At 41.0% G+C, this 20,676-nt stretch carries 14 protein-coding genes and 1 pseudogene; 7 read left to right on the top strand and 8 right to left on the bottom strand.

Annotated elements, in window-relative coordinates:
• Positions 1-353: 353 nt before the first annotated feature.
• From CXF76_RS16285 to CXF76_RS16260, 6 genes and pseudogenes are all read right to left on the bottom strand, one after another.
• Positions 354-1,646 carry a sensor histidine kinase gene (locus CXF76_RS16285; protein WP_101164147.1) on the bottom strand — a complete coding sequence of 431 codons (1,293 nt, stop codon included), beginning with the start codon at positions 1,644-1,646 and terminating at the stop codon, positions 354-356.
• A complete protein-coding gene (locus CXF76_RS16280) occupies positions 1,643-2,326 on the bottom strand; it encodes a response regulator transcription factor (protein ID WP_101164146.1) in 684 nt (227 codons plus the stop codon). The genes CXF76_RS16285 and CXF76_RS16280 overlap by 4 nt, the downstream gene beginning before the upstream one ends.
• A pseudogene (locus tag CXF76_RS16275) lies at positions 2,326-5,515 on the bottom strand (efflux RND transporter permease subunit). Before CXF76_RS16275 ends, CXF76_RS16280 begins: the two are co-directional and overlap by 1 nt.
• A complete protein-coding gene (locus CXF76_RS16270) occupies positions 5,515-6,660 on the bottom strand; it encodes an efflux RND transporter periplasmic adaptor subunit (RefSeq protein WP_101164145.1) in 1,146 nt (381 codons plus the stop codon). The pseudogene CXF76_RS16275 and the gene CXF76_RS16270 overlap by 1 nt, the downstream one beginning before the upstream one ends.
• Positions 6,657-8,018: a TolC family protein gene (locus CXF76_RS16265; protein WP_101164144.1), complete on the bottom strand. Its 1,362-nt coding sequence runs from the start codon at positions 8,016-8,018 to the stop codon at positions 6,657-6,659. The genes CXF76_RS16270 and CXF76_RS16265 overlap by 4 nt, the downstream gene beginning before the upstream one ends.
• 133 nt (positions 8,019-8,151) lie before the next feature.
• Positions 8,152-9,069, bottom strand: a complete 918-nt coding sequence (locus CXF76_RS16260) for a LysR family transcriptional regulator (protein WP_198551862.1) — start codon at positions 9,067-9,069, stop codon at positions 8,152-8,154.
• Positions 9,070-9,149: 80 nt separating this feature from the next.
• Between CXF76_RS16260 and CXF76_RS16255 the strand changes: the two genes are divergently transcribed.
• The 4 genes from CXF76_RS16255 (at position 9,150) to CXF76_RS16240 (ending at position 12,772) form a co-directional block, all read left to right on the top strand.
• Positions 9,150-10,289 carry an alkene reductase gene (locus CXF76_RS16255; protein WP_101164142.1) on the top strand — a complete coding sequence of 380 codons (1,140 nt, stop codon included), beginning with the start codon at positions 9,150-9,152 and terminating at the stop codon, positions 10,287-10,289.
• Between the two features lie 409 nt (positions 10,290-10,698).
• Positions 10,699-10,956, top strand: coding sequence for a hypothetical protein (locus tag CXF76_RS16250; RefSeq protein ID WP_010554878.1), 258 nt, complete (start codon positions 10,699-10,701; stop codon positions 10,954-10,956).
• A 379-nt stretch (positions 10,957-11,335) separates the two neighbouring features.
• Positions 11,336-12,100 (top strand): DUF6515 family protein, encoded by a 765-nt coding sequence (locus CXF76_RS16245; RefSeq protein ID WP_024589716.1) that lies wholly within the window; start codon positions 11,336-11,338, stop codon positions 12,098-12,100.
• Positions 12,101-12,271: 171 nt separating this feature from the next.
• On the top strand, positions 12,272-12,772 hold the full coding sequence (locus CXF76_RS16240) for an RDD family protein (protein ID WP_101164141.1): 501 nt from the start codon (positions 12,272-12,274) through the stop codon (positions 12,770-12,772).
• A gap of 101 nt (positions 12,773-12,873) precedes the next feature.
• Here the strand turns inward: CXF76_RS16240 and lptG are convergent, their stop codons facing one another.
• Together lptG and lptF are read right to left on the bottom strand one after the other, a co-directional pair.
• On the bottom strand, positions 12,874-13,941 hold the full coding sequence (lptG, locus tag CXF76_RS16235; RefSeq protein WP_024603537.1) for an LPS export ABC transporter permease LptG: 1,068 nt from the start codon (positions 13,939-13,941) through the stop codon (positions 12,874-12,876).
• On the bottom strand, positions 13,938-15,050 hold the full coding sequence (gene lptF, locus CXF76_RS16230) for an LPS export ABC transporter permease LptF (protein ID WP_101164140.1): 1,113 nt from the start codon (positions 15,048-15,050) through the stop codon (positions 13,938-13,940). The genes lptG and lptF overlap by 4 nt, the downstream gene beginning before the upstream one ends.
• A 575-nt stretch (positions 15,051-15,625) precedes the next feature.
• Between lptF and pepA the strand changes: the two genes are divergently transcribed.
• The 3 genes from pepA (at position 15,626) to CXF76_RS16215 (ending at position 20,642) form a co-directional block, all read left to right on the top strand.
• On the top strand, positions 15,626-17,137 hold the full coding sequence (gene pepA / locus CXF76_RS16225) for a leucyl aminopeptidase (RefSeq protein ID WP_101164139.1): 1,512 nt from the start codon (positions 15,626-15,628) through the stop codon (positions 17,135-17,137).
• A 149-nt stretch (positions 17,138-17,286) separates the two neighbouring features.
• Complete coding sequence (locus CXF76_RS16220) at positions 17,287-17,733, top strand: DNA polymerase III subunit chi (protein WP_002962020.1); 447 nt, start codon at positions 17,287-17,289, stop codon at positions 17,731-17,733.
• A 53-nt stretch (positions 17,734-17,786) separates the two neighbouring features.
• Positions 17,787-20,642, top strand: a complete 2,856-nt coding sequence (locus CXF76_RS16215) for a valine--tRNA ligase (RefSeq protein WP_101164138.1) — start codon at positions 17,787-17,789, stop codon at positions 20,640-20,642.
• Positions 20,643-20,676: the final 34 nt, after the last annotated feature.

Here is a 20,676-nt window from a genome sequence, read left to right as displayed (position 1 = left end):
TTAGCAAATTACTTAAAACATTACTATCACTAAGTTTTTATATTCTCAGCGTTAAATTAAATATTTTTGAATGTAAAAAAACCGCGCTAAAGCTTTTTTAAAAGTGCCTTAGCGCGGTTTTTATATTTCAAATCCAAGTAACCTAAACTCTGGATAATAAATCTATCTCAAGCAGCTATTTTCAGCGCTAACTGCGTTGAATCTACTTGCAATAGACCAGCTATTGACGCGTAAATTCGCCTTATTTTCACTGAAAATCTCTAGCTAGAGAAAATAAATTTAAATATCACTATGATTCAATATGTTAGTAAATCTCTTAACCAGAGTTCAGGTTAAGTATTAAAAAAAGCGTATTAACTAAAATCGACCACCACTTCATAACGCCCAGGCATGTCGTTCACTTCGTATACCCAACCGTGTCGTTTTATTATTTTTTCGCTTAACTCTAATCCTAAACCGTAGCCAATATTAGCGGGCTTGTTTGTGTTATTAGCAGTGTGTGGCGTATCAGTTTGTTCGCTGCTATTTACTATAATTACACGGCTACCCTGCTGAGTAATTCGCACTTGCCCTTGTTGCGTATGCTGATACGCATTACGTATTAAGTTAGTAAGCACAATGTGGCATGCGGTGGCTTCGGTATTAATAGTCGTATTTTGGTTATCGGTATTTATAAGTACATCAACTTGTTTTGAATTGAGTAAATAATCGAGTTCGTTACCCAAGGTCGTTATTTTTTCGGCTAGGTTTACGGGCTCTGGTGCACTTTGCTGGTCGTCATTTCTGCTAAGCCACAATAACGTCTCGGTTAAATCGCTCATGGTTAAACCGGCGCGCTCTATTCGCTGCAGTGTAAGGTGTTGTTTATCGCTTAAAGGTGCTTTTTCGCTTAAGCGGTTAAGTAATTCAACGTTGCTACGAATAACCGAAATTGGTGTACATAACTCGTGGCTCGCATAACTTAAAAAGCGCTGTTCTCGCTCAAGGCTGTCGTGAGCAGAAAGCAAGCTACTGCGTATTAACGTTGCCAAGGTATTTAGTTCGTTATAGGTAAAGTCGGGCGGCGTGTTTTGTAAATTATTTTGATTTAACGACTTAGCCCAACCACGTAGTGACTCTACTGGCTTAGCTATTTTTTTCATTACCATAAACAAAAAGAAGGTAAATAAGGCAATGGCTGCAAAACCAGTAATGGCTATCAATGTCATGCGGTGTATTGGTTTTACACTCCCCATTCTTTTAGGGCGATTTTTTTCAAGCATAATGCGCGATATATAACGCGCCTCGCCATTTGGGTTTTGATAGTAAACAACAAAAAACAAGTCTGCAGGCATAGCAAACAATGAGGTGTTATCTTTCACTTTTTGTAGTACACCGGCTTCATTTGGCGCTACTTCAAATTTTTGCTGTATTATTTCTGGCATGTCTTCCCAACGGCTCGCCACATTAAATCCAACAATATTTTTTGGCTGCCCATCTTCAATCTCAGTGGTTTGCGAAAGCTCAAACATAACTCCATTTAACCCTCGGTCTAAGCCATCAATAAAATAATTAACACTTAAAAACGAAAAGCCAATTGCCATTAATGAACTTAAAAGCACCATGGTGGCAAAAAAATACAACCTCAGGCTGGGTCTAATTTTCATGCTTGTGTCTCATTTTTTAATTTTAGCGCAAACCCTACACTGGGTATTGTTTCTAGTACGGCTTGGCAATGCGCTTGCTCTAGCTGTTTACGCAAATGATGAATATGCACTTTTAAGCTATTGCTGTCTGGCTGATCGTCGCCCCATATTGCTTGCATAATTACATGTCGGGTTACCGGTTTTTGCTGCTCTCGTACAAGCACTTCTAATAACTTAAAAGTAATGGGTGATAACTTTAAACTGTGCGCTGCCACTGTTGCTGTATGCGCGGTTAAATTAAGTGTTAAGTTAGCAAATGTAAGTCGCTTTACCTCTCCACTTTTACGCTTTGCTAATACTTGAACCCGCGCTACTAGCTCTTTCATGGCAAATGGTTTTACTAAATAGTCGTCACTACCGGCTGCAAACCCCTCAAGCTTATTGTCGAGGCTATCGCGCGCTGTCAGCATTAATACTGGTATATCAATGCCTCGCTCACGCAATGTTTTACACATGGTTAAACCGTCCATTTTGGGCATGTTTACATCTAATATAATCATTTGATATTGATTACGTTCTATTAAATTTAAACCCATTACGCCATTGCTTGCATGGTCACACTCTATTGACTCAATTTCGAGATAATCAACAATGGTGGTTGCCAAATCTATGTCGTCTTCAACCAGTAGTACGTTTATCATTAAGAGGCTACTTCCTGCGTTTTATTTTTAGCACCTAGCGATATTAGCACAGCATCAATACCGCGTTTAGCATCTGTTTGAATCATCAATAATGCCGGTATAAGTATTAAGGTAATAACCGTGGCAAACAAAATACCGTAGCCAAGTGATGCCGCAGCAGGGATTAAAAACTGTGCCTGCATTGAGGTTTCGCTAAGTAGCGGCACTAAGCCTGCGTACGTTGTAATTGAGGTAAGTAATACCGCACGTAACCGGCTCGTACACGACTCAACAATGGCATCGTGCGTGCTCATGCCCTCTTCTTTTACTAGTTCGTTAAAGCGTGAAACAAGTAATAAGCTGTCGTTTACAACTACCCCACTGAGCGCCAAAATACCATTTAACGACAATATACTAATGGTTAAGTCGTTCCACCAATGTCCTAAAATAGCGCCCACAATACCAAACGGAATTGCCACCATGATTAGTACTGGTTGAATATACGATTTAAGCGGAATAGCCAGCAACACGTAAATAACTAATAAAGCCGCTACAAACATAGTGCTCATTGAGCTGGTGGTTTCGCTTTGTTGTTCTGCCTCTCCTGCAAAATACACACTTAAGTTAGGAAATTGCTGTGTTAACTCAGGAATTAAGTCGCGCTTTAAGTTAGCAACTAACTCGTTTGGAGCAATCACGTTTTTATCTACTTGGGCGCTTAAATAAATTGCACGTAGTCCATCAATGCGGGTTATTTCATCTTGCTGATATTCACTGCTTACTGTGGCTACGTTAACTAAAGGTACAACGGTGCCATCAGGCAGGCGAATACGCGACTGCATTATATCCGCAGGTGTTTTACGAGCATCTTCTGGGTAGCGTACACGTACTTTAACTTCGTCTTTATTACGTTGGTAGCGCTGTACAACTGCACCACCAAAAGCTTGCAGTACTTGCTTTGATAAACTGGCTGTATCCATGCCAAGCGCGCGCCCTTGTGCATTTAGGGTAAATTTAAGCTGTGGCTGACCTGGGTTTAAGTTGTCGTCTATTCCGTTAACGCCTGCGGTATTTTGTAAGCGCTCCTTAAATAGTGCGCCCGCCGCCATTACGGTTTCGTCGTCCCACGCTTTAAGCTCAACTTTAAAGTTATCGACCATTTTACGCGTGGCTAATATTTGTAATTTTTTACTGCCCTCAAGGCTACCTGCTACGCGCTGCCATTCTTGAGCAAATTCGCTTGCTGTAAAAGCGCCTTCGTTTAATAGCTCAACGCTTACTTCACCGCTGGTGTCGCTGCTACTAACAACTTGAAGGCTGGTTATTTCGCTTTTGTCAGAGCTCAACTTGGTCATTAAGTTTTGCTCAGCTTGTAATGCACTTTGCTCAAGCGTTAGTAAATTTGTGTTTGTTTGCCCATAAGCAGCGTCGTTTTGCATAACTAAATCGGCTGTTACGGTGTCGCCTGCAATACTTGGGAAAAAACCAACTTTAACTGTGCCTGTCATTGGCATGCCAATAACCAGTATAAAAAAAAGCGATAAACGCAGCCACTACGGCGTATCTAAAGCGCAGTGAAAATTCAATAACCTTGCAGTAAATGTTTTTGCTAAACCAGTTTAAGCCGCTATCAGCAACATGTTGTATTTTTGACCACAGACCTGCTAAGCCTTTTTTAACTTGGCGCTTGGTACTAATGTGGGCTAGATGCGATGGTAAAATAAGTTTTGATTCAACAACCGAAAGCAGTAAACAAATAGTTACTACGGTAGCAAATTGAGAGTAAATTTTACCTAAGTTACCTGACACATTCGAAAGCGCCACAAACGCGGCAACGGTGGTTAACACCCCAAATATTGTTGGCACGGCAACCTTCATAGTACCTAAAACCGTGTTATTTAATGTATCGCCATGCTTTTTACGTGTGGTGTAAATACTCTCGCCTACAACAACGGCATCGTCTACCACTATGCCCAGCGCCATAATAAAGCCAAAGGTGGTCATTTCGTTTATGGTCAGTGCGGTGTAACCATCGGTCATAAAATAAAGCGTACCAAAAAATACAAACGGCAAGCCACCAGCCACCCACAGCGCTACGCGTACGTTTAAAAATATGGCAAGTATTACAAACACCATAATAATACCTGTCACCGCGTTTTTAGTAAGTAGCGATAAACGATCGGTGATCATGGTGCTTTTGTCGTGCCAGCTTTCAAGCTCTACGTTTTGAGGTAATAAACCGCTTTCGTGCCATTTATCTATTACGCTATTAGCTTGCTCAACAATGGTAGTTATATCGCTGTTATCGCCCATTAAAATTTCAACGCCTACGGCATTTTGTTGGTTATAACGGCTTAATGAGTTGCTATCTTCGGCAAATGAGTCGGTAACGGTTGCTACATCGCCTAACTTAATTTGTGTGCCTGATGCAGTGGTCAACAATACAATATTGGCAAAGTCGCGCTGCCAGTAAGCTTGGTCAGCGGCTTTTAAGCGTATAATTTTACTACTATCGCGTAAACTAGTCGAAAGCGGGCTTGATGACTCATTATTAATGACCTCGCTTATATCGCTAATAGTTAAGCCATAGGCTTGGAGTTTACCTTCGTCGATTTCTATGGACATCATCGGGTCAATCACACCCGACTGCGCTACGTCGCTAATGCCTGATTGCGCTAATAAATCGGCTTTAAGTTTTTCGCCCAGATTTTGTAATGTATGGCGATCGGCATCCCCAAAAAGTTGCAGCGTTAATGCATGATCTTGCCTACGGGCTTTATCAATAACAGGTTGCTCGGCATCTGCCGGAAAGTTATTAATAGCGTCAACTTGGTTTTTAACGTCAACAAGTAACTCATCGAGTGAGTAATCAGTACTTTTTTCAATGCTTACATGGCTGCCGCTAGCATCGGATGTAGAAGTAATGCGTTTAATACCCGATACGGTTTCGAGCGCTTCTTCAATTTTTAACGCTATACCTTCTTCGGCTTGCAATGCATCGCCACTGTCGTAAACCACCGATACCGAAATAATATCCGGCTCTAAACTCGGAAATGCCTCTTTACGTAAAGTCGAAAGCGACATAATACCCATTACAATCACACTAACTAACAATAAGTTAGCGGCAACAGAGTTATTTGCAAACCAATTAATAATACCGTGCAGCGGATTATTATTACTGGGTGATTGAGGTGCTTGATGAGGGCTCATTATTGTATCTCCTCAACAATTGGATTTACTTTCATATCGCTTAGGTAACTTACTAATGGGCGCGTTACTACTTTTAAAGTACTTTGCTCTGCAACTGGCGAAATATATACGTAATCACCACGCTCAAATACTTTATTGGCTTGTATGCTTACTAAGTTGTTTTGATCATTTACGTACCAAATTGAACCATCTTGAGATACGGCAGAAGCAGGTAGTTTTATTACGTTACTTAACTGCTTACCGGCAATTTCTACCGCTAAAAATGTGCCAGGCAGTAACGGCGTTGCTTGCTCAAAGGGTTTATCTAAGGCAACAATTACGCTGCGCTGACGTGAGCTATCATCAAGGTGTTGCTCAAAACGTGCAATATAACCATTCCATTTAGTATTCGTGGTTACATCACTTAAAATAACCTCGCCCGATTTATTATTTGCTAAGTTTTGCCATTGGCTTAATGAAAGCGGCACGGTTATTTCTATTTTGTCGGTACTGTTTAGCGTGGCAAGCGTATCGCCAATACTGACATAAGTACCTAAATCTATATCGCGCGATAAAATAACAGCGTCAAATGGTGCACTTAACTGGGTGTTATTTACATCACGCTGCGCGGTTTTAAGTGCATATTGTGCTTTATCGAGCGTAGCTTGCGCGGCTTCTAATTGCAGCGTTCTAAATACAAGCGGCGAGCTTGGTGCTTGCGTAACGCCTGAGCGATCCCATTCACGTTTTGCCTGCTCACCTAAATCTTGCTCTTCTTGCAGTGCTAGTTTTGCATCAGCCAATGTTGCTTTTGCGCTAGCTAGGGCCTGTAAGTATTCGGTGTCATCAATTTTTGCAAGCACTGGCCCTTTAGTTATTAAGTTACCGGTCGCAAATTGCTCGCTCATACTGGTTACTTCGCCTTTAACTTGCGCTTTTAAGCTAAGTGACCAATGCGCTTTAGCTTCACCATGCCCACTAACATAAGCCTGATAAGTGCTCGGAGCTGCATTAATTACCGATACATTTGGGGCAATAGCTTTAATAGCGGCAGGTTGTGGGCTATTTGCTTGTTCAGCCATTTTTTGACCGTTATACATAATAGCAAGCCCTATACAAACAATAGCAACAAGCGTTACAACAACCGGTGTTGGCGAAATTTTCATGACGATACTCCAAGGCCCAAAGTAAGGCCTAAATCTATGCGGTTAGTTAAAAGGGTGTAGTTTATTTGGCTAAACTGGGCTTGCAGGTCGTATACTTTTTGTTGCACTGTTAGCAAATCTAAAATATCAACCAAACCTTGTTGATACTTACTTTGATAGTTACTAAAGCTGCGTTGAGCGCTGGCAAGTGCATTGCTAATTTGCAGTTGTTGCTCGGTTAATGATTGCTCCTGCCCGAGTGCATTTTCAACTTCGTTTACCGCACTTAGCAGCGTATCTTGGTACTGCCAAAACGCTTGCTCGGCATTTAATTTTGCAATATCAACTTGTGCACGCAGTGCTCCACCTTCAAATAAAGGGGCACTTAAACTACCCAATAAACTCCACACTGGGCTAGTTAATAATGCTTGGCTTGGCGTGCTTGCTAAATCACTCAGTGATGCCGAAAGCGAAATACTCGGTAGTAGCTCTTTGTACGATACATCAACCAAGTAATGCTTTGCCTGAATGTTGTAATAGGCACTTTGTAAGTCAGGTCGGCGCGCTAAATCTTGCTCTGGTAATGTACTTAATGGCTCAATAACGCTTGGCAGTGTTAATATACTTGGTAGGTTTTGAAGTTTATCAGTGCCTACAATTAGCATTAAAGCACGCTTTGCTTTTGCTATTTGTTCTTCGTAATCGGCAATGGTCGCGCGGGTAGATGCCGTGCTAGTACGGGCGGTATCAAGCGCTTCTAAATCACCTAACCCATATTGGTAGCGCTCTACAATACTTTGCTCATTATTTTGTAAAACAACTAAACGTTGTTGCTCTATATCGAGTAAATTTTGCTGCAAAATAATATTTAAATAAGTACGAATAACACTCGCTACTAATGTGTCTTTAGCACCTTGATAAGTAGCTTGGTTACTGGCAATAGTCATATCTTGCGCGGCTACGTTGTCAGCAATTTTTTGCCATATATCGGCTTCCCAACTTATACCTACTGATGAGCTGTATTGCGTACCTTCGGTTTCACTGCGCTGCGCGTCAAATCCTGCATCTACACTAAACCACTGACTTGCAGCGGTTACATCACGCTGCGCATAAGCTAGTTTTAATGCAACATGCACTTGATTAAACGATGGATTATTAGTAACAGCTTGCTCAATAAGCGAATCAAGCCCTTCTATATTCACCAAATCGGTAATGTAATTTACTTGCTGTGCGTTACTTTGCGTGTACTGCCAGTTTGTATGTTGCTTTAGCGACTGCTCAGTACTATTACCTTGATAGCTTGGCTGACTACTACACGCAGCAAGCGTGCAACTAAGCGCAAGTAACAAACCGGTTGAGTGCTTTTTAAAATAAACCATTTAACTATGCCTAATTCGTACTATTACACATAGCTTATTAGGTCGAGGGTTAAGGAGGGGTTAAATGATTTAATCTAAATATTGGGTTGCTAATTTAACAGTAAAAAGTAGTCACTTTAGATGTTTTATATCGTTATAAGTTTTGTAATTGCTCTATCAACCATTTATGGATTGGGCTGTTATTGGTACGCGGATGCCATGCGGCTATTACTTTAAATGTAGGAGGCAGAGCTTCTATTTTTAGCTGTTTAACTTTGCTATTTGGTAATAATCTTGAGGGGTAAAACGCGAGCATATCGGTTGTATGTAAAATATCGGGCACCGCTGAAAAGCTCGGGACCGACATTACAATATTACGTTTTAGCCCTTGGCTTTCAAACCACTGATCGTGCGAACCACGCAAATTAGCGCGCGATGGCGACACCACTAACTGTGAATGCTTTGCAAATTGCGCCAAACTCAAAGGTTCAGTGTAAGTAGTATTACCTATACCGGTAATACACAAATGCTGTTCTTCAAACAAAGTGATATAAGAAAGGTTGGCGGGTATAAACTCTGGAAAGCTTATCAGCAAATCAAGCTCACCTGCCGTTATAAGTTGATTAACGTTGTCGGATGCAAAGTCGCGCACAATCAGCTTTAAACCTGGCGCTTCGCGGCGGGTAATATTAAATAATTGCGGCAATAAAGCCTGCGTGGCGTAGTCGGTTGCGCTTATGGTAAACACACCTTTATAAGTTTGCGGACTAAACAGCTCGGGCTCTAGTAACGATTCTAATTGCTTTAGAATATGATTAACAGGCGCCTTGAGTCCTTGCGCTTTAGGAGTAGCAACCATGTTATTACCTTGGCGAATAAACAAGCGATCGTCAAATAAGTCTCGTAGCTTTCGTAGTTGCTCACTAATAGCTTGTTGCGTTAACCCCATTTTTTTGGCTACTTGCGAAAGATTTTGCAGTTCTAATAAGCTACTGAGTACTCTTAACTGTTTTATATCGAGCCGACTAATACCATTCATAATTGTATGCTGCACAAAAAAGTGTTGTTTCAAATTGTATCTTTAAATCTCTATGCTGCCAATGTTGCTTAACCACTATTTAAGCCTTTGTTTGCTTTATAAGAGAATTTAAAATGAAATCAGAATTAGTTAATACCGCCCCTTTATTCTCATCAATTGAGCTTGGCCCTTTTACACTTAAAAACCGTATTGTGATGCCACCTCTTACTCGCTCTCGCAGCACTCAGCCTGGCAATATTCCTAATGAATTAATGGCTGAGTATTATGCGCAGCGGGCATCGGCTGGTTTTATGGTTACCGAAGGCACACAAATAGAACCTCGTGGACAAGGTTACGCTTGGACCCCAGGTATTCACTCGCAAGCACAAATTGAAGGCTGGAAAAAAGTAACACATGCAGTACATGCTAAAGGCGGTGTTATTTTTGCTCAGCTTTGGCATGTAGGGCGCGTATCGCACACCACGCTACAACCAAATTCAGGTAAACCGGTTGGCCCTTCAGATATTATTGCTGACAATGTAAAAGTATTTATTGAAACCGCACCTGGTGAAGGCGCATTGGTTGACCCAAGTGAGCCTCGTGCACTAACAACAACTGAAGTTGGCGAACTGGTAAACATGTATGCGCAAGCTGCACGTAATGCTCTAGAAGCAGGCTTTGATGGCGTAGAGCTTCATTGTGCTAACGGGTATTTAGTTAATCAGTTTATTTCTGAACATACTAATAACCGTGACGATCGATACGGTGGAACGCTTAGTAATCGCCTGCGCTTTTTAAAAGAGATAGTTGAAGCGGTAAGTGACGTTGTAGGCTCTGATCGTTTAGGTGTTCGCTTTGCTCCTTTATTTGAAAGCACAGATGAAACACGAGTGTATCTAGGACTTGTAGAATCAAACCCTCATCATACTTATGTACAAGCCGTTAAAGTGCTTGAGCAAGCTGGCATTGCTTACTTATCAATAGCGGAAGCTGATTGGGAAAATGCTCCTGATTTACCACAAGAATTTTATAAAGCAGTACGAGCTGAATTTTCAGGTCGCATTATTTATGCTGGTAAATACACAGTAGAAAAAGCGGTGCGTATTTTAGGTGAAGGTTACGGTGACTTATTTGCATTTGGTCGCCCATTTATAGCTAACCCTGATTTACCAGAGCGTATAGCGAATAATTGGACGTTTAACGAGGCCGATGCAGCCACTATGTATGGCGGTACTGAAGTAGGTTATAGCGATTATCCTTTTTATCAAAAGTAGCCAACCTAAACTCTAAACGATATATGGGATAAGGATTGGTATTGGTATTGGTATTGGTATAGAACCGATACGGTTTTATAACAGGTAGCTTAATTAAGCTACCTGTTCTGAGGTAAGAAAACGGTGTTGATAACACTGCTGAATTTGTTATTAGTTGTTCTCGACAATTGCTCTTTCATTTTTCTACCTTCTGCATTTATGCAGCCATATATCAGTCATTTTTTAATAGAGTGAGCGTTAGATTGAATCTCTCAAATTGATTAAGTATTACTGCGGATTTGGTATTAGCGTCAAGAATAGTAAAGATAAGTAAAAGGGTGTAAAGCCTCCCTACAGTTGCCCTGCATGCAGTTGGCATTCAGTTTCAAACGTCAATACTAGCCATGTTAACCACAAACGAGGCAATATTATGAAACTTACATTTATACTACCTGCACTATTAGTTATTGGCACTTTATCTAGTTCTGCATTTGCAGCACCACATGATAGATATACAAAGCAAGAATATAAAAAGGTTCAGCTAAAACGAGAACTGAAAAAAATTAACCAAACTAAGGTAATCAAGTATGTTCCAGTTAAAGTTGTTAAAAGAAACGTTAATAACACAGCATTTGTTAAAGTTAATGTCATAACGTATCACCCTAGCCTTAAATTTATTAAAAGATAAATGCGCACTTTAAAATATAAAGTCATGTTTGCGGCAATAAACAACGTGCCGCAAACTTAGCTTTTTACACCACTTAAATTCTATTATTGGTATTATCACATCTAAAAATGCACGGAAATAACGTTTTCTAAGCACAACAAAAAAGTCCAAATACATAATTTAATAGCAATATTATTAAAATATCTCTCGTAATAAACCCCCTTAAAAAGCACAGAATTACCCTTAAAAATCGTCAAAAACTAGATATTATGTCAAGAACCGTCAGTAAAATGTAAAAAGCTGTAAGCATAGCTCCGTTTACTGTTGTATGTCAGTTAACATTCAGTTTGAACCGCTAGTATTGAGCCCAGTTATGTAAAAACATAAACGAGGCAATACTATGAAACTTACTTTTTTACTACCTGCACTGCTCGCCATTGGCGCAGTATCAGGCTCTGCGCTTGGAGCACAAAACGAGCGAGAGAATGATAAAAGCTTTAAACGTGACCACGACAAACGTGTTGAATATAAACGCGATGAACGCCGCCATGAAAAAAAGCAGCGTATTGAGCATAAAAAAGAAAAACGAGAAGACCGTAAGCAAGAAAAACGTAAACTTGCTAAGTACAAGCAGGAAAAGCGTGAACAATACCGCTACAACCAGCGCAAATATAACTACTTAACAAACCATAATAATTCAGTCGCTTACAGACAAAATCGATTTATAAACCATTTACCACGCAATAGCGCATCGATTAGATTTAATGGTATTTCGTTTACATTTAACGACGGCCTTTACTACCGTAAAGCTAAAAGAGGCTACCACGTAGTTACGCCACCTAGAGGCCTGCGTATAAATACGCTACCAAGAAATTACAGGCATTTTAAGCATCACAATACCACCTACTACACATATCAAAACGTGTATTACGTCGCAAATAATGACGGTTATACAGTGGTTGATGAGCCACCAACCCGTCTTAATCAGGCAATAAAAGTGGGTAATGTGAATGATTATAGCTTGGGCCAAACTTACGATTCATTACCTCAGGCAGCACAGGCCGTAATAATTAACTCGCAGCAGTATTTTAAATACGGCGATATTTATTTTTTACCGCAAATAAGTGGTGACGACATAAAATACCTTGCCATAAAGCTAGGTTAAATCCGCTATAAATTAAAAGGCCTTGCTACCAATAGCAGGGTCTTTTTCATTTCCCCTGTAGGCAATAACTTAAAGCAATAAAATCAATTCCCTCTCTAAGCATCAACATGTCTTAGTATTTGTAAGCTTTTTTGCTAAACTAGCTCGCATATTAATAGTGAGAGTGTATTTATGTCGGGTGAGTTTCCACGTGCTGGTTTTTGGCGCCGTTTTGCGTCGTTAGTTTACGATACGTTAGCCATTATTGCGTTTGCGATGTTAACTGTAGTGCTGTATTTATTTGCAGTACAAGGGCTTATTTCTCTCGATGTAATTAGTTTAAATGGCGCAGAGGATGTATCTGCCTTTATTCAAAATTCAAATCTTCTTTCGGGTATTCGTACCGCTCTTTTAATTATTGTTACCTTAGTATTTTTTGGCTACTTTTGGACTAAAAGCGGGCAAACCATTGGCATGCGTGCATGGCGTTTAAAAGTACAAACTCTTGAGGGTAATTTAATTAGCTGGCCGCAATCAATTATCCGCAGCGTTAGCGCTTTACTCGGTTTGGGTAATTTGGTGGTGTTAGTAGATTTTAAAAACAAAAAAGCACTGCAAGATTACTTCTCTAAAACAGAAGTTATTGCACTTACTAAAGAAGAAAACAGACGTATTTATAGTGAGCTTGATTAATACCAACTTTTCGAATCGTGAGTTAAGCGGTAATTAAGCAGTAATTAAAAAGCAAAAAGGGTGACCACTGGTCACCCTTTTTAATGCTTTGAATAGGTACTCTATACCCGTTTATTCATCAAATATGTCGCAAAGCCTATAAATATAATACTGGGTAATACCGCCCCTATAATGGCAGGTATTTGGTAAACCATAACTACAGGGCCAAATATTTCATTAGTTAAGTGAAACACGATCCCCGTTACAACACCCATAATAATACGTGCGCCCATAGTAACGGTACGCAGTGGGCCAAATATAAACGAGAGCGCCACCAGCAGCATTACCGCTACAGATACAGGCTGCATCAACTTACGCCACAGAGCGAGCTCGTAGGTACTGGTGTCTTGCTCGTTTTGCTCTAAGTAAGTTAAATACGACCAAAGCCCAGTAAATGAAAGTGACTCTGGTTTTACCGAAACAACCCCTAACTTTTCAGCGGTCAATTGTGAAGGGTAAAACTCTTCTGGTAGTTGCTCTGTTGTGGTTTTTTCGCTCGTAATAATAACCTTATTTACATCACGAAGTAGCCAGCCTTCTTTTCGGCTCAGTGCATCTTTTGCTTTAGTGATTTGGGTAAGCTCTAACGATTTGTCAAAGTGGTACATGTGTACCCCGTTGAGCCTGCCGTTTTCGTCAACATCTTCAATATTAATAAAATTGCTGCCGTCTTTAGCCCATACACCTTTTTGTGTGTTAAATACATCGCCGCCATGTATTGCTTGGTTACGCATTTCTTTAGCGTGTAATTGCGCTTCAGGTGCACCCCATTCGCCAAGTGCCATCATGCATACAGCCATAAATATGGCCGTTTTCATCACAGAGCCAATTATTTGTAAGCGCGACATACCAGCCGCTTGCATCACTACCAGCTCACTGTTTGAGGCAAGTGCCCCCAAACCCGTTAAGCCACCAATTAGCGCAGCCATCGGAAAAAACACCACTAAGTCACCAGGTATTGTGTAAAGCGTGTAAAGCATTGCGGTCATTAAATCGTAACTGCCACGCCCTACCGACTTTAGCTGGTCGATAAACTTAATTAAGGTGCTAATACCAACAAGTACCAATAATGCAAAGCCGGTAGTTTGTAAAATACTGCGCCCTAAATACCAATCAAGCGTTTTCATCATGAGCCTAACTCCCGCTTAGTTACAACGGCTTTAAGCCAAGCGCCCAACGGTCGCCCTTTTATAATTAATAATCCACCTATAAACAAGGCACTTAGATGAATCCACCACAAGCCAATTGAAGGCGGAATTTTTCCATCTTCAACTGCAAATTTAGCGGCATTTAGTAAAATAAAATAGCCTAAGTACAAGCTTATAGCAGGCACTAGTTTTGCAAATTTACCTTGGCGAGGATTAACCACACTTAGCGGTACTGCCAGTAAGGTAAGTAACGGAATTGATAACGGAATAGCGAGTCGCCACTGCCATTGAGCAATAGATTCTGGAGTATTAATGGCGAGTAATTGATTAGTAGGCACAGCCTCTAATTTACGGCGTTGATGCTCTATTTCTTGTTCTCGTATTTGTACGCTGTAACCATCAAATTCTGTTAAATTAAGTGCAGGCGTTGTGCCATCTGTTTCGTAACGTTTACCGTCTGTTAGCACGAGCTGTTGCTCACCATTTACGGCTTCAACCACAACACCTTGCTCTGCATATACTAAGCGCGCTAGATTGCCTTTTTCGCTATCAGGTAACTGTGCAACAAATACCTTATTAAGCTCTTTGCCGCCTTTTTCAATATTATGAATAAACACCACGGCTTTTTCGTTACCGGTTTCTTGGAACCGCCCAGCTCTGAGTGCAGATAATCCCGCATCGGCTTTGGCTTGTTCTTTTAATTGATACTCTTGCTCGCTTGCCCACGGCGCTATATACATAGTCAATGCAGCGGCTAATAAGGCAAGCCCAACGCTTGATATAAGCGTTACGCGCACAACATACCATTCACTTACGCCACAGGCTTTAAGTACGGTCATTTCGCTATCTGCGTAAATACGGCTGTAAGCCAAAATAATGCCTAAAAATATACTCAGCGGAAGTATTAGCGAGGCTAGTTGTGGAAGTTTTAGTGCAATCATCGATAGCACTAATTTAGCAGGAATGCTGCCCTCAGAGGCATCACCTAAAATACCAACTAACTTTTGTGACAAAAAGATTGTCATTAAAGTTAAAAATACGGCGACCTGCGATTTTAAAACCTCAGCGGTCAAATAACGGAAAATTAGCAATGCTCGCCCCTGTTAAACATGGAATTTCACTACGATAGTGAGAATTGAATAGTTAAATAGCTATTTTACCCAATTAATACCGGCAAATAGGCTATTATTATAAGCCATCAAATTTAATTATCCTACCTAAGTGCACGATATAATGTTGCATTAGTAGCCCTTAAGCATATAAAGTTCAATTACACAGTAAGAGTCTAGGGCCTGTTTATCTTTCGAGGTTAAATTTGCAGCAGTACGTTTGGTATTTAGGCAAGGCAGAGTCTATGTAGTGTGGTTATTCCCCATAAATAGGCGATAACGCAGCATAAATGCCAAACATGCGCTGCCCGAAGGGTTCTGCCTAGGGGCAATTTACTCTTTGTTGCTCGGTTTTTACTTAGCCCACTAAGTTACACACCTCGCGCCGCGATTAAATAGCCCCTAGATTGAACAAATTTTAATCCTGAAAGGTCAACAGGCCCTAACAAAATCAGCTAAAATAAGAATTATCCTTACATAAGTTACGTAGATAAGACTAGAAAATACTTTTTTAGCCCCAACTTAGTAACTTAAACGACTCAAAACCAGGAGTAACAATGGAATTTAACGTAAAAAGTGGTAGCCCAGAAAAACAGCGCAGCGCATGTATTGTGGTTGGCGTTTACGAGCCACGTAGGTTATCCCCCATTGGTGAACAACTCGATAAAATTAGTGATGGTTATATCTCTAATTTACTTCGCCGTGGCGATTTAGAAGGTAAGCCAGGCCAAGTTTTATTATTGCATCATGTACCTAATGTATTAAGCGAGCGCATATTGCTTGTTGGTTGTGGTAAAGAGCGTGAGCTTGATGATAAGCAATATAAACAAATCATTTCTAAAACTATTAATACCTTAAACGAAACGGGCTCTATGGAAGCAGTCTGCTTTTTAACAGAGCAACACGTTAAAGGTCGCGACACCTACTGGAAAGTACGTCAGGCAGTTGAGACAACGCAAGACTGCCTATATACGTTTAACCAACTGAAAAGTAAAAAAGTAGACCCTCGTCGTCCACTTCGCAAAATGGTGTTTAACGTACCAACACGACGCGAACTAACTATTGGCGAAAGCGCTATTGAGCATGGTTTAGCCATTGCAGCAGGTAGTAAGCTATGTAAAGACGTAGCTAATATGCCACCAAATATTTGTAACCCTGTGTACTTAGGTGAACAAGCACAAGAGCTGGCAACTGATTTTGACAACATTACTGTTGATCTTATTGGCGAAAAGCAAATGGCAGAACTTGGTATGAATTCTTACCTAGCTGTTGGCCGAGGTAGTGATAACGAATCGATTATGTCGATTATTAACTACAAAGGCGCCGCTGATGACCAAGCCCCTATTGTACTTGTTGGTAAAGGTCTAACGTTTGATTCAGGCGGTATTTCATTAAAACCAGGCGAAGGCATGGACGAAATGAAATACGACATGGGCGGAGCAGCAGGCGTTATTGGCGCAATGCGTGCACTTGCACAAATGCAATTGCCGATTAACGTTATTGGTGTTTTAGCGGGTTGTGAAAACATGCCTGGCTCAAATGCGTATCGCCCAGGTGATATTTTAACAACAATGTCAGGGCAAACAGTTGAAGTGTTAAACACCGACGCTGAAGGCCGCTTAGTATTATGTGACGCACTAACATATGTTGAACGCTTTAATCCAGATACGGTTATTGACGTAGCAACGCTAACTGGCGCGTGTATTGTAGCCCTTGGCGCGCATGCTACTGGTTTACTATCAAACCATAACCCACTTGCGCACGATTTATTAAAAGCGTCTGAGCAAAGTGGCGACCGTGCATGGCAGTTACCGTTATGGGATGACTATCAAGATCAACTAGAAAGCCCATTTGCTGACTTTACGAACTTAGGTGGACGCTCTGCGGGTACTATTACTGCGGCATGTTTCTTATCTAAATTTACTAAAAAGTATAATTGGGCACATTTAGATATTGCCGGTACAGCGTGGCGCAGTGGCGCTAAAAAAGGCGCAACGGGCCGTCCTGTTCCTATGCTTACTCAGTATTTATTAAACCGAGCGGGTGTAAGCGAAGCTACGCACGATTAATAATCTATTTAGCTATTTATAAGGCGCCATTTGGCGCCTTATTTATTTGTGTATTAATTGAAGCAAACCCCGTTATATGGCAAAATCTGCCTCTTAATTTATGTATATCAATTTGGTATACATTCAATGTCATGGGAAACCCCGATACAATGAACATGAACGCTAAATTTTTCGTTCTAAAGCAACAAGATGAGTCTAAAGCGAAGGCTGACGATCATTTTGCATTGGCAGCTCAAATTGCAGCCGATCAGTATCGAAATGGGCAGCGTGTGTTTATTTGTGTTAACGATAACGAAGCAGCCTGTGCCATTGATGAAATAATTTGGGCATTCGATCCAGATAGTTTTGTGCCACATAATTTACAAGGTGAAGGCCCTAAAGGCGGCGCACCTGTAGAAATTGGTATTACGCCACCTGTTGGCAATCGTAAAGTTTTAATTAACTTGGCTACTCAGTTACCGGATTACATTCGTCGGTTTAACCAAGTTTTTGATTTTGTACCCGTAGAACCAGCTGCTAAGCAAGCAGCCCGCGAGCGTTTTAAAAAGCTACGCCAACTCGGTGCCAATCTCACCACGCAAGATATTAATAGCTAGCCAATCAGGCAAACTAACCAACTAATTTAAGTACTTATTTAAGGTTCTGTGTAATGGATAAAACCTACAATCCGCAAGATATTGAACAGTCTCTATATCAAGACTGGGAACAAAAAGGCTACTTTAAGCCATCTGGCCAAGGCGTACCATATTCAATTATGATCCCGCCGCCAAATGTCACTGGTAGCTTACACATGGGCCACGCCTTCCAAGATACAATAATGGATACCCTAACGCGTTTTAAACGTATGCAAGGTAACAACACATTATGGCAAGTAGGTACTGACCACGCAGGTATTGCAACGCAAATGTTGGTTGAGCGTAAACTGCATGCCGAAGAAGGCAAAACACGCCACGATTTAGGCCGCGAAGATTTTATTAATAAAATTTGGGAATGGAAAAAAGAATCTGGCGGCACTATTACCAAGCAGCTTCGTCGCCTTGGCGCATCGGTTGATTGGGATCGTGAACGCTTTACAATGGACGATGGCCTATCTGAAGCCGTTAAAGAAGTGTTTGTACGCCTTCATAAAGAAAACCTAATTTACCGTGGTAAACGCCTAGTAAACTGGGATCCTAAATTACACACTGCTATTTCTGATCTTGAAGTTGAAAACAAAGACAAAAAAGGCCACATGTGGAACTTACGTTACCCACTGGCTGATGGCGTTACAACGCAAGACGGAAAAGACTACATAGTAGTAGCAACTACCCGTCCAGAAACCATGCTTGGCGACTCAGGTGTTGCAGTAAACCCTGATGACGAACGCTACATAGATTTAATCGGTAAAGAAATTTTATTACCTATCGTTAATCGTCGTATTAAAATTGTTGCTGACGAACATGCCGATAAAGATAAAGGTACGGGCTGTGTAAAAATAACCCCAGCGCACGACTTTAACGATAACGAAGTGGGCAAGCGTCATCAAATGCCGATGATCAACATTTTCGATAAAGACGCCGCTATTTTAACCCAAGGTGAAACATACACCTTTGACGGTAAAGAGCTTGAGTTTGATGCGCCAATTCCTGAGCGCTTGCGCGGCCTTGATCGTTTTGCAGCGCGTAAAGCAATTGTGGCAGAATTTGAAGAACTTGGCTTACTTGAAAAAATTGAAGACCATGGTTTAACGGTTCCTTACGGCGATCGCTCTGGTGTTGTAATTGAGCCACTACTTACCGACCAATGGTATGTACGTGTTGCACCACTTGCTGAACCTGCAAAAGACGCTGTTAAAAACGGCGATATTCAATTTGTACCTAAGCAATACGAAAACATGTACTTCTCGTGGATGAACGACGTACAAGATTGGTGTATTTCACGCCAGCTTTGGTGGGGTCACCGTATCCCAGCTTGGTACGACAATGAAGGTAACGTATTTGTTGGTCGCGACGAAGCTGAAGTACGCCGTGAAAACAACATTGCAGATAACGTAACGCTAAGCCAAGACGAAGACGTACTTGATACGTGGTTCTCATCAGCGCTTTGGACTTTCTCTACACAAGGTTGGCCAGAAAATACCGATGATTTAAAAACCTTCCACCCGTCTGACGTGTTGGTAACTGGTTTTGATATTATTTTCTTCTGGGTTGCACGCATGATTATGATGACGCTGCACTTTGTAAAAGACGAAAATGGCAAACCACAAGTTCCGTTTAAAACCGTATATGTAACTGGCTTAATACGTGACGACAATGGCGATAAAATGTCTAAGTCAAAAGGTAACGTACTTGACCCACTAGACATGATTGACGGCATTGAACTTGAAGACCTAGTACAAAAACGTACTGGTAACATGATGCAGCCAAAACTTGCCGCTAAAATCGAAAAAGATACGCGTAAAGTATTTGCAGGCGGTATTGAAGCACACGGCACCGACGCCCTTCGCTTTACCCTTGCTGCAATGGCATCTACCGGTCGTGATATTAACTGGGATATGAACCGCCTTGAAGGTTACCGTAACTTCTGTAACAAATTATGGAACGCGAGCCGTTACGTATTAATGAATACAGAAGAGCAAGACTGTGGTTTTGCAAACGGTGCTCAAACGGAGCTTTCATTAGCTGACCGCTGGATTTTAGGTCAATATGAAGCAACCGTTAAAACCTACACAGAGCATTTAGATAACTACCGTTTTGACTTAGCTGCTAACACACTTTACGAATTCACTTGGAACCAATTTTGTGATTGGTACTTAGAGCTAACTAAGCCGGTATTATTTAAAGGTAATGAAGCGCAGCAACGTGGTACACGTAATACACTTATTACTGTACTTGAAAGCTTACTGCGTTTAATGCACCCAATGATGCCATACATCACTGAAACTATTTGGCAGCGTGTTGCACCACTTGCAGGCCTTGAAACAGCAAACACCAGCATTATGGTTCAGCCGTTCCCTGTATATAATGAAGCAAGCGTTGATGCTAAAGCGATGGATGACTTGGAGTGGGTTAAACAATTCATTTTAGCTATTCGTAATATTCGTGGTGAAATGGATATTAGTCCAAGTAAACCACTTAGCGTATTACTTGCTAATGCATCGAGCGACGACGTGCGACGCATTGAAGAAAACAAATCATTTTTAGCATCACTTGCAAAAATTGAAGAGTTTACAATGCTTGAAAACAAAGACGACGCACCAGCATGTGCAACGTCTTATGTTGGCAACCTTGAGATCATGATCCCAATGGCGGGCTTAATTGATGTAGAAGCCGAGCTTTCGCGTATTAATAAGCAACTCGAAAAAGCAGAAAAAGGCCTAGCACAAGTGCAAAACAAACTCGCTAACGAAAAGTTTGTAAACAACGCACCTGAAGCTGTACTTGCTAAAGAAAATGCAAAACTGGCTGAATTTAGCGATGCTAAAACTAAGCTACTTGAGCAAAAAACTAAAATAGAAAGCTTATAAGCTTTCATAAAATGCCTATTAACACTATTTAATA

Source organism: Pseudoalteromonas sp. 78C3, assembly GCF_002836695.1.
In the GTDB taxonomy this organism is placed as follows: domain Bacteria; phylum Pseudomonadota; class Gammaproteobacteria; order Enterobacterales; family Alteromonadaceae; genus Pseudoalteromonas; species Pseudoalteromonas arctica.
This window is presented reverse-complemented; position numbering and strand designations above follow the sequence as displayed.